The 11,573-nt window shown below is 69.7% G+C and carries 10 protein-coding genes and 1 pseudogene; 5 read left to right on the plus strand and 6 right to left on the minus strand.

The window, feature by feature from the left end; translation table 11 throughout:
- Window positions 1-46: 46 nt before the first annotated feature.
- Together MKK88_RS28405 and MKK88_RS28410 are read right to left on the minus strand one after the other, a co-directional pair.
- Window positions 47-1,525, minus strand: a pseudogene (locus tag MKK88_RS28405) (PAS domain S-box protein).
- A 419-nt stretch (window positions 1,526-1,944) separates the two neighbouring features.
- Window positions 1,945-3,063 (minus strand): NADH:flavin oxidoreductase/NADH oxidase, encoded by a 1,119-nt coding sequence (locus MKK88_RS28410; RefSeq protein WP_244005811.1) that lies wholly within the window; start codon window positions 3,061-3,063, stop codon window positions 1,945-1,947.
- A gap of 190 nt (window positions 3,064-3,253) precedes the next feature.
- Here MKK88_RS28410 and MKK88_RS28415 point away from each other — a divergent pair, with 190 nt between their 5' ends.
- Complete coding sequence (locus MKK88_RS28415; protein ID WP_244005814.1) at window positions 3,254-3,730, plus strand: hypothetical protein; 477 nt, start codon at window positions 3,254-3,256, stop codon at window positions 3,728-3,730.
- Between the two features lie 21 nt (window positions 3,731-3,751).
- Here the strand turns inward: MKK88_RS28415 and MKK88_RS28420 are convergent, their stop codons facing one another.
- The 4 genes from MKK88_RS28420 to MKK88_RS28435 all read right to left on the minus strand — a co-directional run bounded on the left by MKK88_RS28420 (window position 3,752) and on the right by MKK88_RS28435 (window position 8,029).
- Window positions 3,752-4,993 carry an alpha/beta hydrolase family esterase gene (locus tag MKK88_RS28420; protein ID WP_244005815.1) on the minus strand — a complete coding sequence of 414 codons (1,242 nt, stop codon included), beginning with the start codon at window positions 4,991-4,993 and terminating at the stop codon, window positions 3,752-3,754.
- 72 nt (window positions 4,994-5,065) lie between these two features.
- Complete coding sequence (locus MKK88_RS28425) at window positions 5,066-5,485, minus strand: CopG family transcriptional regulator (RefSeq protein WP_244005817.1); 420 nt, start codon at window positions 5,483-5,485, stop codon at window positions 5,066-5,068.
- A gap of 229 nt (window positions 5,486-5,714) precedes the next feature.
- Entirely contained in the window at window positions 5,715-7,640 is a 1,926-nt protein-coding gene (locus MKK88_RS28430; RefSeq protein WP_244005820.1) for a propionyl-CoA synthetase, read from the minus strand.
- Between the two features lie 206 nt (window positions 7,641-7,846).
- Window positions 7,847-8,029, minus strand: a complete 183-nt coding sequence (locus MKK88_RS28435) for a YdcH family protein (protein WP_243919813.1) — start codon at window positions 8,027-8,029, stop codon at window positions 7,847-7,849.
- Between the two features lie 176 nt (window positions 8,030-8,205).
- Here MKK88_RS28435 and MKK88_RS28440 point away from each other — a divergent pair, with 176 nt between their 5' ends.
- The 4 genes from MKK88_RS28440 to MKK88_RS28455 all read left to right on the plus strand — a co-directional run bounded on the left by MKK88_RS28440 (window position 8,206) and on the right by MKK88_RS28455 (window position 11,297).
- Window positions 8,206-8,424, plus strand: coding sequence for a YdcH family protein (locus tag MKK88_RS28440; RefSeq protein WP_244005821.1), 219 nt, complete (start codon window positions 8,206-8,208; stop codon window positions 8,422-8,424).
- 78 nt (window positions 8,425-8,502) lie between these two features.
- Entirely contained in the window at window positions 8,503-9,000 is a 498-nt protein-coding gene (purE, locus tag MKK88_RS28445) for a 5-(carboxyamino)imidazole ribonucleotide mutase (RefSeq protein ID WP_244005823.1), read from the plus strand.
- Window positions 8,997-10,106 carry a 5-(carboxyamino)imidazole ribonucleotide synthase gene (locus MKK88_RS28450; protein ID WP_244005825.1) on the plus strand — a complete coding sequence of 370 codons (1,110 nt, stop codon included), beginning with the start codon at window positions 8,997-8,999 and terminating at the stop codon, window positions 10,104-10,106. Before purE ends, MKK88_RS28450 begins: the two co-directional genes overlap by 4 nt.
- A 318-nt stretch (window positions 10,107-10,424) precedes the next feature.
- Complete coding sequence (locus tag MKK88_RS28455) at window positions 10,425-11,297, plus strand: tetratricopeptide repeat protein (protein WP_244005827.1); 873 nt, start codon at window positions 10,425-10,427, stop codon at window positions 11,295-11,297.
- The last annotated feature ends 276 nt before the right edge of the window (window positions 11,298-11,573 follow it).

Genomic DNA, 11,573 nt, shown 5'->3' on the forward strand with positions numbered 1-11,573 from the left:
CCGGCCGCGATGTGCGCGGCGTTCGTTCGATCGTCTCGGCGCGGGTTCAGCCCACGGCGCGTGCCGCCTCACGCACCTGACGCGTCGCGGCATCGACCTGTTCGCTCGCCCGCGCGATGGCTTCCATGCCGCCCGCGATCGTCGCCACCCCGTGCGCGGCGGCGTGCATGCTGCCCGACATCTCCCGGGTCACGGCTGACTGCTCCTCGACCGCCGCGGTAATCGCGGCCGAGATCTCATCCAGGGCCCGGATCGTGCTCTGGATCGTCTCAATCGCCCCCACCGCCTCGCGCGTCGCCGCCTGAGTGGCGGTGATCTGGCCCCGGATCTGGTCGGTGGCCTTGGCGGTCTGCTCGGCCAGCGCCTTCACCTCGGAGGCCACGACCGCGAAGCCCTTGCCCGCCGCGCCCGCGCGGGCGGCCTCGATCGTGGCGTTGAGGGCCAGGAGGTTGGTCTGCGAGGCGATTCCCTGGATCATCGTCACCACCGCGCCGATCTGCGCCGCCTGCCCACTCAAGCCCTCGACGATGCCCCCGGTTTGCTGGGCCTGCACGACCGCCTCGCCGGCCATGCGGGCCGCGTGGCTGACCTGCTGGCTGATCTCGCCGACCGAGGCGGACAGTTCCTCCGCGCCTGACGCGACGCTCCGGATTTCGTTGGAGACCTGCCCGACCGTGCCGACGGTCTCGGTCGTCTGCTGCGTCACATGCTCGACCGCCGTGCCGATCGCATCCAGATCGGCGCCGATGGCTCGCTGGACCTCGATCCGGCGCTGGCGCTCATGCACTTGCGCGGTGATGTCGGTGGCAAATTTCACAACCTTGACGACACGTCACTCCGGACCCGTGATCGGGTTGTAGGTCGCCTGGATGAACACCGTGCGTCCGCCCTTGGCGACCCGCTGGAACTCGGCCGACTTGAACTCCCCCTGTGCCAGGGATGCCCAGAACCGCCGGTAGCCTTCGCTCGACCGTTCCGCCGCGTCCACGAACAGGCTGTGATGGCGCCCTTTCACCTCATCGAGCGTGTAACCCATCGCCGCGAGGAAATTGGGATTGGCGTCGAGGATGGTGCCCTCCGGAGAGAACGAGATCACCGCCTGCGAGCGGTGCAGGGCCGAGATCTGTCCGTCCAGGTCGAGGCTATGAGCCTTCTGCCCGGTGATGTCGGTGGCGATCTTGACAATCTTCGACACACGACCGGACCGGTCTCGAACGGGGTTGTAGCTCGCCTGGATCCAGATCTTCCGGCCGCCTTTTGCAATGCGCTTGAATTCGGCGGCGCGATAGGTTCCGCGGCGGAGGGCATCCCAGAAGGCGCGGTACTCTGTGCTGTCTTGGTGAGCGGGTTCTACGAATAAGCTGTGATTTTGGCCTTGAATCTCTGCGAGAGTGTAACCAACCGCGGTCAGGAAATTGCGATTCGCAGTGAGAATAGTTCCGTCGAGCCGGAACTCTATGATCCCCTGCGACAATCCGATCGCGTCGAGGGTTGCATGCGCCTCCCGGTTGCGCAGTCCAATCATAGCGTGTCTTTCGTTTCTGTTCCAGTTTTAACAATTGCCAATAATGAATAACAATCTATTCTCGTCGAAGTAGCAAAATTTGGCGCGGTGACTAACATAGATCATTGAATACTCTAAGCTGCACGTCGCTTTAACGATGCAACTCCTGATACTCTACTTGGCTGAGGCACCACCGGGAACTAGTACACTTATACCAGTATGGACCAAGGCGGGCCCGCGACCTGAGTGCGGCCGGACGGGCGGCTTCAGGTGCGTTTGTTCCGCTCGCGGCTGATCCTGACGATCGTCGGCGCGGCTGTCTCGGGTCGAGATCAGCCCTGCGCACGGTCCAGCACGCCGGGATTCGTCTGTGATGCACGGACCCGGTGCCGAGCCAGTCCGGCGGGATCGGCGCGTCGACCCGAGAGGCGGGAGCCGCGTCACCGCTGCCCGAACGCCGTGTCCTTGAACAGGTCCTTGTACTCCCGCGGCTGCGAGCGCCAGTACTGCTTGGGCGCCCGGACCCAGGCGCCGAGTTCGGCCGCCGCGTGCCAGGGCCAGCGCGGATCGTAGAGCATGGCGCGCGCCAGCGAGATCGCGTCCGCCCTGCCCTCCTGCAGGATTGCCTCGGCTTGGCTCGCTTCGGTGATCAGCCCGACTGCGATGGTGGTCAGCCCGGTCTCGGCCTTGATCCGCTCGGCGTAGGGCACCTGATAGCCCGGCCCGAGCTTGATCGCCTGCTTGGGCGAGACGCCCCCCGTGGAGACGTGGAGCGCCGGCGAGCCCGCCCGCTTGAGCGCCCTGGCCAACTCCACGGTCTCGTCGATGTCCCAGCCGTCCTCGACCCAGTCGGTGGCCGAGACGCGCAACCAGACCGGGCTGCCCGCCGGGACGACGTCGCGCACCGCGTCGTAGACCTCCAGCGGGAAGCGCATCCGGTTCTCCAGACTGCCGCCGTACTGGTCGGTGCGCTTGTTGGCGATCGGCGACAGGAACTGGTGCAGCAGGTAGCCGTGGGCGCCGTGTAGTTCCACGGACTCGATGCCGAGGCGCACGGCGCGCTTGGCGGTGGCCACGAATTCATCCCGGACGCGCTTCAGGTCGGCGCCGTCGAGGGCGTGGGGCGGCACCTCGCCCTCCCCGTGCGCCAGAGCCGAGGGCGCCTCGGTGCGCCAGCCGTAAGCGTGCTCGGGCGGGATCTGCTGGCCGCCGTCCCAGGGGGCCGCGCTCGACGCCTTGCGCCCGGCATGGGCGATCTGGATGCAGATCGGGATCGGCGCGTATTCGCGCACCGCGTCGAGCACGCGGCCGAGCGCCCGCTCGCAACCGTCGTTGTAGAGCCCGAGGTCCCAGGCGGTGATCCGCGCCTCCGGCGAGACCGCGGTGGCCTCCAGGGTGAGCAGGCCGGCCCCCGACATGGCGAGCTGGCCCAGATGCATCATGTGCCAGTCGGTGGCCTCGCCGTCCCGGGCCGAATACTGGCACATCGGCGCGATCAGGATGCGGTTCTCGAGGGTGAGCGCGTCGAGTGTCAGCGGTTCGAACAGGCGAGCGGTCATCGGCGACTCCTGATGGAAGGCTCACTCTGGCGCAGGATGGGCGCGGGAGCCAGTGCGGTGCGGCACAGCACCCCTGCACCGTGCCATCGCGGGAACTTGCGGATATGGCCGACCGTTTTTTGGCCTCCTGCCGCACCGCGGCAGCCGACGCGAACCGCCTGAGGGGGCGAGATCGCATGAGGTTCCTACGATGCTCACGAGACTTGCCGCCCCGCTCCTCCTCGCTGCCGGCTACGCTGCCCTCGCGGCGCCGTCACAGGCCCAGCCCGCTGCCTTCGGCGGACCCAAGATCCTGATCCACGGCAATTATTGCGGACCGGGCAACAACGCCCCGCTGCCGCCGATCGATGCCCTCGACGCGGCCTGCGCCCGGCACGATGCCTGCACGCCGGATGGCGGTCTGCCCACCGAGGCCTGCAACCTGCGCCTGCAGCAGGACGCGGCGCTGATCGCCCGCGACCCGCGCCAGCCCGAGAAGCTGCGCTCGATGGCCCGACTGATCGCGGCGACCGCGACCCTGATCCCGTCCGAGCCGGGCCCGCAGCGGATGCCGGCCGCGCTCGCGAGCCGGACGGGGCCCGAAGCCTATACGTCGAGTCTGTCCGCGCGGACTCCGGAGGCCGGCGTTGCCCAGGACGACGATGGGGACGATTCCGACGCCAACTGAGTGGCGCCCGCGCGCCCGGGTTCAGGCCCGGCCGCGCGGTTCCAGCGCGTGGGACAGGAAGAAGCGCAGCATCGCGCGGCTCGCATCGGGGCCCCGGGGCTCCGTGTAGGATCCGGCCGGGCTGCCCCCCGACCAGGCATGCCCGGCCCCGTGCAGGAGCCACTGCTCCTGGACCGGCCGACCGCCTGCGTCCCTGCGGATGGTGCGGGTATAGGCGATGCCCCCCGGGCTCGTGTCCCGCGTGACGGTCTCGGTGAGGCCCGGGGCCGCGCCGGCCTGGGCCATCACCTGATCGCCGTTGGCGGGATGGACGGTGCGGTCGCCGTCGCCGTGGAACACGATGGTGGGCACCGCCTGACGGTTCGTCCGCGTGGGCCCGGCCTGCCCCTTCATCGCTGCGAGCGCGCCCGGCAGGTCGCGTGCAGCCCCGCAGGCCAGTCCGGAATGGATCCCGACCGCCGCGAACAGGTCCGGGTAAGTCGCCGCCAGGATCGCCGCCGCGGCGCCGCCGGCCGAGAGCCCGGCCGCGTAGACCCGGGTCGGATCGCCCGAGAATTCCGCCATCACGGCCCGGGCGATGCCGGCGATGAGTTCCGGTTCCCCGCCCTCGCGCGCCTGATCGCCGGCCGCGTACCAGTTCCAGCACCGCTGCATGTGTGCCGATTGCGCCTGCGCCGGATAGGCGACCAGGAATGTCTGCGCCTCGGCCAACGTGTTCATCTGCGTGCCGGCGGCGAAATCGTCCGGATTCTGGGTGCAGCCGTGCAGCATCACCACCAGGGGCAGCGCCTGACCGGTATAGCCGCTCGGCACGTAGACCTTGTAGCGCCGGCTGCCGGCAGCACCGGTGAACACCCGCTCCTCGAACCGCGCGCCGGGTGGGACCGGGACCGGTGACCGGCCCCGGGCGGCCGGACGTCCCCGCATCAAGGCCGACAGGTCGAGTTCCGGCTCCGCCGCCCTGCCCTGCCCTGGCCGGGGGGCCGTCCAGGCGCCGCCGGGGGCTTCGGGCGCCTCCATGTCGAGGATCGTCTCGCGGCCGGCCGGACCGAGGGCGGCCCCCGGTCGGCCATAGGTCTGCGCCCACTTGGCGAAGGTTTCCGTCTGCGCGCGCTGGAACCGCGCCATCCGCTCCGCGAGTCGGTCGGCGCCGGGGCCGGAGGCGTCGGGATTCAGACCCGCGCGCGGAGGCAGATCGAACTTGGAGGGGTCGAACTTGGAAACATCGACTTTCGAAAAGTCGAATTTGGGAAAACGGAACATGGGCCGATCCTTCGGGACGGAGTTCGGACAGGGCCGGACGGTTGAGGTGCCTCTGCGTCCGGCTGCGGGGCGTCAGGCGATCCGGTCGGCGAGGGCGGCCTTTACGGCGGGGCTCGCCTGGAAGGTGCCGAGAACCTCCACGGAGGCGATGGCGGCGCGGGCGAGATCCGGCGTGACGTCGCTTGCCACGGTGGCGAGGCCGAGGACCTGGATGTGCAGGGGGCGCCCGGAATCGCGGGCCGCTTCGAGCTCGGCGCGCCCGAAATGCGCGATCCCCAGGCGGAGTTGGCGCCGGGCCACGGATTGGCGCAGGGCGTCGTCGTGGCGGTCGAGCTGGTTGCGCACGGCGGTGCGGATGAAGTCGGCCCGGTTGGCGTAGAAGCCGTCCCGGACCATCAGGTCGACGCGGCCGAGATCGACGAAGCCGAGATTGACCGTGATCTTCTCGCTGTCCGGCACCTTCAGCCGGGCCTCGGGTCTGGGGTCGTTCATCGCCTCACCATCTCCAGGCCATCCGGTTGGATGGTCTAGAGATGGCTATGGGCAGGCGAAGCGCAAGGCGTCCCATCCCGGAAAGTCACGGTTTCGAAAGGGCGAGCCCTTTCGCGGGTGCAGGGCAGAGCTCTGCATACGGGTTCGGCGCCCCCACCAGGGGGCCACCGAACCCGTGCGTCGGGGTTTTACCCCGACACCCCACCAAAGGGCTTGCCCTTTGGGATCCCTAGGTTTCGCCGATGCCGCGCCCTTTCAGGCTCTCGCCGATCTCGTCGAGGGCCGTGGCGTCGTCGATCGTGGCCGGCATCGTCCACGGTTCGTGGTCGGCGATGCGCTTCATGGTGGCCCGCAGGATCTTGCCCGAGCGGGTCTTGGGCAGCCGCGGCACGGTGAGCGCCAGCTTGAAGGCCGCCACCGGGCCGATCTCGTCGCGCACCTTGGCGACCAGTTCCTTCTCGATCGCCTTGGTGGGACGGTCGACGCCGGTCTTCAGCACCACGAAGCCGCAGGGCACCTCCCCCTTCAGCGCATCGCGGATGCCGATCACCGCGCATTCGGCCACGTCCGGATGGCCGGCCAGCACCGCCTCCATGCCGCCGGTCGAGAGCCGATGGCCCGCCACGTTGATGATGTCGTCGGTCCGCCCCAGGACCGTGATGTAGCCGTCGCCGTCGATCACCCCGGCATCCGAGGTGTCGTAATAGCCCGGGAAGGTCGCGAGGTAGCTCGACCGCATCCGCTCGTCCGAGCCCCAGAGGGTCGGGAGGCAGCCGGGCGGCAGGGGCAGGCGGATCGCGATGGTGCCCATCGTGTCGGCCGGGACGGGCTTGCCGCCCTCGTCCAGCACCGCGACCCGGTAGCCCGGCATCGGCACGCAGGTGCTGCCGTGCTTCACCGGCAGCAGGCCGAGGCCCATCGGGTTGCCGGCGATCGGCCAGCCGGTCTCGGTCTGCCACCAATGGTCGATGACCGGGCGGTTCAGCACCCGCTCGGCCCAGGCGACCGAATCCGGGTCCGCGCGCTCGCCGGCCAGGAACAGGCTGCGGAAGGCCGACAAGTCGTAATCGGCGATCCGGGCGCCGGCGGAATCCTCCTTCTTGATCGCCCGCAGCGCGGTCGGCGCCGTGAACAGGCACACGACGCCGTATTCGGCGACGACCCGCCAGAAGGCGCCGGCATCGGGGGTGCCCACGGGTTTGCCCTCGTACAGCACCGTGGTGCAGCCGTGCAGGAGTGGCGCGTAGACGATGTAAGAATGCCCGACGACCCAGCCGATGTCGGAGGCGCAGAAATAGGTCTCGCCGGGCTGCACGCCGTAGAGGTTGGGCATCGACCACGCGAGCGCCACGAGGTAGCCGCCCGTATCGCGGACCACGCCCTTGGGCTTTCCGGTCGTGCCGGAGGTGTAGAGGATGTAGAGCGGGTCGGTGGCGGCGACCGGCACGCACGCCGTCCGCTCCCCCGCCGCTTGGGCCGCTGCCACCGCCTCGGCCCAGTCGCGGTCCCGCCCCGGCACGAGCGTCGCCGCGGCTTGCGGGCGCTGGAGGATCAGGCAGGAATCCGGCTTGTGGCGCGAGGCGTCGATCGCCGCGTCGAGCAGCGGCTTGTAGGCGACCACGCGGTTCGGCTCGATCCCGCAGGAGGCCGCCAGCACCACCTTGGGCGCCGCATCCTCGATCCGCACCGCCAGCTCGTTCGCCGCGAAGCCGCCGAACACCACGGAATGGACCGCGCCGAGCCGCGCGCAGGCCAGCATGCCGAACAGGGCCTCGGGCACCATCGGCATGTAGAGGATCACCCGGTCGCCCTTGCCGACCCCGAGACCGGCCAGCACCGCGGCCAGCGTCGCGACTTCATCGCGCAATGCCCGATAGGTGATGCTGCGCTTCGTGCCGGTGACGGGGGAATCGTAGCGAATCGCCACCTGCTCCGCCCGCGGCCCGTCGGCATGGCGATCGACGGCGTTGTGGCAGGCGTTGAGCGACCCGTCCGGAAACCAGCGGCCGTAGGGGCCGGAATCCGATGCGAAGGCCTGCTTGGGCGCCTGCGCCCAGTCGATCGCCCGGGCCGCGTCGAGCCAGAACGCCTCCGGGTCGCGAAGAGCTGCGTCGTAGATCTCCGGATAGCGGCCCGGAAGGCTGGCGGTCGTCATCGGTCGGCGTTCCCCGTGCCGCTCTCCGGCGGCGGGGGCCAGAGTAGCGCATTCTCGCGCGGGGGCGAGACGGGTTCGCGCCCGTCGTGGGAACCGGGAAGCGCCGCGCGGCGGTCCCGCAGAATCCATCGTAAAACCGCCGCGGCGGGGCTCCCGACGCGGCGGCTGTCATGGTGGTACGCTATCGATAAAAGTGGATCAGCGGCTCAGTGCAGGGTGTCGCCGGCCCCCCGGAGCCGGTTGATCTCGTCCTTGAGGAGGAGTTTCCGTCGCTTCAGTTCGGCGATGTGGAGGTCGTTCGCCGAAGGCCTGTGGATCGCTTCGTGAATCTCGCGCTCGAGGGCTTCGTGCTTCCGGGCGAGTTGGCTCAGATGCGTCTGCAGCGACATGAGTCGAATCTCCTGTCATCGTTTCGACACGCCAAGACTGACACAGGATGCCGCACCTGTTGAAGCGTTTTCTCCGGCTAAGCTTGGTGAAGGCTTCCCGGCATGGCTTGTCCCAGGGAAGGGCGTGACGCATGCTCTCATCGGGTGATGAGCGATCCTTTGGCCCGCAGGTGACGATGGCGGACGAGTCGGGTGAGAACGCGCAGTCGGACCTCCAGGCCGAGCTGGCCCGGTTGCGCGAGGAGCACCGGGATCTCGACAGCGCCATCGAGGCGCTGGAGCGCAGCGTCGCCGGGGATCAACTCCAGATCCAGCGCCTGAAGAAGCGTAAGCTCACCCTGCGCGACCGGATCTTCCATATCGAGGACGCGATCACGCCGGACATCATCGCCTGATGCCGGTGGACGCCGTCCCGCGCAGCCTTGCCGCAGGGCCGCCGCGCCTGTAAGCGCCCTCTTTTGCCGGGATCAACGATGGCGTCGCCTCCGGTTGCGATCATCATGGGCAGCCAGTCCGACTGGGCGACCATGCGGCACGCCGCCGAGACGCTCGACGCGCTGGCCGTGCCCTACGACGCGCGGATCGTCTCGGCCCACCGCACCCCCGACCGGCTCGTCGCCTTCGCCAAGGGCGCGGTCGCGGCCGGGTTCAAGGTCGTGATCGCGGGGGCGGGCGGCGCCGCCCACCTGCCCGGCATGGCGGCGGCGATGACCCGCCTGCCGGTCTTCGGCGTGCCGGTGGAGTCGAAGGCGCTCTCGGGACAGGACAGCCTGCTCTCCATCGTGCAGATGCCGGCCGGGATCCCGGTGGGCACCCTGGCGATCGGCCGGGCCGGAGCTGTCAACGCGGCGCTGCTCGCCGCATCGGTGCTGGCGCTCTCCGACCCGGATCTGGCGGAGCGTCTTGACGCGTGGCGCGCGGCTCAGACCGCATCGGTGGCCGAGCGGCCGGAGACGGAAGCGACATCGTGACGGACAAGACCCTCGGCCCCGGCTCCACCCTCGGCATCGTCGGCGGCGGGCAGCTCGGGCGCATGATCGCGCTCGCGGCGGCGAATTACGGCCTCAAGGTGCACGTCTACGCCCCCGACCGCGACAGCCCCGCTTTCGATGTCGCCGCCCGCACCACCTGCGCGGCCTACGACGATGCGGAAGCCCTGGCGGCCTTCGCGCGGAGCGTCGATGTCGTCACCTACGAGTTCGAAAACATCCCCCACGCCACCGCCGACATCCTGGCGACGCACGCCCCCCTGCACCCGAACGCCCGGGCGCTCTCGACCACGCAGGATCGCCTGTCGGAGAAGGAATTCATCAACGGGCTCGGCATCCCGACCGCGCCGTTCCAGGCGGTCGATACACCGGACGATCTCGACCGGGCGATCGCGGCGATCGGCCTGCCGGCGGTGCTCAAGACCCGCCGTTTCGGCTACGACGGCAAGGGTCAGCGCATCCTGCGGGAGCGGGCCGAGGGCGACCGCAACGCCCTGTTCGCCGAGTTCGGCGGCGCGCCGCTGATCCTCGAAGGCTTCGTGCCGTTCGAGCGCGAGGTCTCGGTGGTGGGCGCCCGCGCGCGCGACGGCAGCTTCGCGGCCTTCGACCTGTGCGAGAACGAGCACCGCGACCACATCCTGGCCCTGACCCGGGTGCCCGCCCCCGGCCTGACCCCAGCGACCGGCCGCGCCGCCCTCGACATCGCCAAGCGCATCGCCGACGCGCTCGATTATGTCGGCGTGCTCGCCGTCGAGATGTTTCTGGTGCGGGAGGACGGGGTGGAGCGGCTCGTGGTCAACGAGATCGCGCCGCGGGTGCACAATTCCGGCCATTGGACCATCGAGGGCGCGCAAACCTCGCAATTCGCCCAGCACGTCCGGGCGGTCTGCGGCTGGCCGCTCGGCGATCCGGCCCGGACCGGCGGCCTGCCGGTGGAGATGCGCAACCTGATCGGCGCCCAGGCCGACGGTTGGCACGCGCTGCTGGCCGAGCCCGGCGCCCACCTGCACCTCTACGGCAAGGGCGAAGCCCGGCCCGGCCGCAAGATGGGGCACGTCACCCGGCTGGGATCCGAACCGGTCGGCTGAGGCCCCAAAGGCACACCTGTTCCGTTGCGTGACGGCCCGAGCGCCTGAGGTAGTGCCGGCGCGCGCGCGAGCCATACCTTCGCCACATCCCACCGCTTCCACCACGGCGTGGTCGGTGCCGAATGCTGCCGGTCGATTCACCCACTCCGGGACGGGCGACGGGTCGGATCGCGCAGGGGCGCTTCTTAAGCCGGCCTTCACCGTGATGCGCGACGGTGCCCCGGAGCGGGTGTGCCCGGCGCGCGGCGCGGGCTCTGGAACGGCGAGGGGCGGGGCGGGCGCGCGGGATGCGGGTCGCGCCTCGGGGAGAGTGGGGCGATGATCGTACGCAACGGGCTGGCACGGAAGACGGCGCTGATCGGCGCGGCCCTGGTCTCGGCCGCGGCGCTCGCGGGCTGCGAGACCGTCGGGAGCGCCGCCGGACCGCGCCAATACGCGGTGCTGGAGACGGATACGACCGGCGCCACCACGGTCAACATCGCCTCGCTGTCCGAGGTGATCCAGCGCAATCCGAACGACGCGGCCGCCTACACCACGCGCGGCGCCGCCTATGCCCGCGCCGGCCAGTTCAACGACGCGATCGCGGATTTCACCAAGGCGATCCAGCTCGATCCGAACTCGGCCTCAGCCTACAACAACCGGGCGCTGGCCAGCCGCCAGATCGGCCGCGACGGCCCCGCGCTGCAGGATTTCACCAAGGCGATCGGCATCGATCCGAATTACGGCCCGGCCTATATCGGCCGCGCCAATGTCGAGCGCGCCCAGGGCAACCTCGATCAGGCGCTGAACGACCTCAACGTCGCGATCCGGCTCATGCCGGAATCGGCCGAGGCCTACCATGCCCGCGGCCTCGTGCGGCAGAAGCAGGGTCAGGAGACCCAGGCGATCGCCGATTTCGACGCCGCCATCGACCGCAACCCCTTCGTGGCCGCCCCCTACGCGGCCCGTGGCCAGAGCCTGATCGCCACCAACCAGTACGGCAAGGCGATCGAGGACTACAACGCGGCGCTCAACGTCAACAACAAGGACGCCACCTCCTGGGCGTATCGCGGCCTCGCCTACGAGAAGCAGGGCCAGCGCAAGGAGGCGATGGAGAATTACCAGCGCGCCTCGACCATCGACCCGAACAACTCTGTCGCGCGCGCCGGCCTCGGTCGGGTGCAGGGCGGGGTCGGTACGCTATTCAACTGACCGCGCGACGATCCGAAGGCGGTTTCAAACGGTCGAGACCTCGTGAGGGTGCAGGGCAGGGCCCGGCGAAACAGGTCTCCGGCCCCCTTCCGGGGGTCGAAGACCTGTTCGTCGGGGTTTCACCCCGACACCCCACCAAAGGGCTCGCCCTTTGGAAACCCCTTGTTCGCCGGGGTTACGCCGCCAGCAGGCCGTTCTCGTCCTGCGTGATCCGGCGCAGGTGATGGGCGGTGTCGCCGAGCTGGTACTCGATCATGGCGAGCCGCTTGAAGTGGT

This window comes from Methylobacterium sp. E-005 (genome assembly GCF_022829725.1).
In the GTDB taxonomy this organism is placed as follows: domain Bacteria; phylum Pseudomonadota; class Alphaproteobacteria; order Rhizobiales; family Beijerinckiaceae; genus Methylobacterium.

Bases quoted from the DNA above. Each gene is read 5' to 3' on its own strand.
- MKK88_RS28410 (WP_244005811.1), bottom strand. From the start codon at position 3,063: ATGACCGCTCGCCTGTTCGAACCGCTGACACTCGACGCGCTCACCCTC.
- MKK88_RS28415 (WP_244005814.1), top strand. From the start codon at position 3,254: ATGCTCACGAGACTTGCCGCCCCGCTCCTCCTCGCTGCCGGCTACGCT.
- MKK88_RS28420 (WP_244005815.1), bottom strand. From the start codon at position 4,993: ATGTTCCGTTTTCCCAAATTCGACTTTTCGAAAGTCGATGTTTCCAAG.
- MKK88_RS28425 (WP_244005817.1), bottom strand. From the start codon at position 5,485: ATGAACGACCCCAGACCCGAGGCCCGGCTGAAGGTGCCGGACAGCGAG.
- MKK88_RS28430 (WP_244005820.1), bottom strand. From the start codon at position 7,640: ATGACGACCGCCAGCCTTCCGGGCCGCTATCCGGAGATCTACGACGCA.
- MKK88_RS28435 (WP_243919813.1), bottom strand. From the start codon at position 8,029: ATGTCGCTGCAGACGCATCTGAGCCAACTCGCCCGGAAGCACGAAGCC.
- MKK88_RS28440 (WP_244005821.1), top strand. From the start codon at position 8,206: ATGGCGGACGAGTCGGGTGAGAACGCGCAGTCGGACCTCCAGGCCGAG.
- purE (WP_244005823.1), top strand. From the start codon at position 8,503: ATGGCGTCGCCTCCGGTTGCGATCATCATGGGCAGCCAGTCCGACTGG.
- MKK88_RS28455 (WP_244005827.1), top strand. From the start codon at position 10,425: ATGATCGTACGCAACGGGCTGGCACGGAAGACGGCGCTGATCGGCGCG.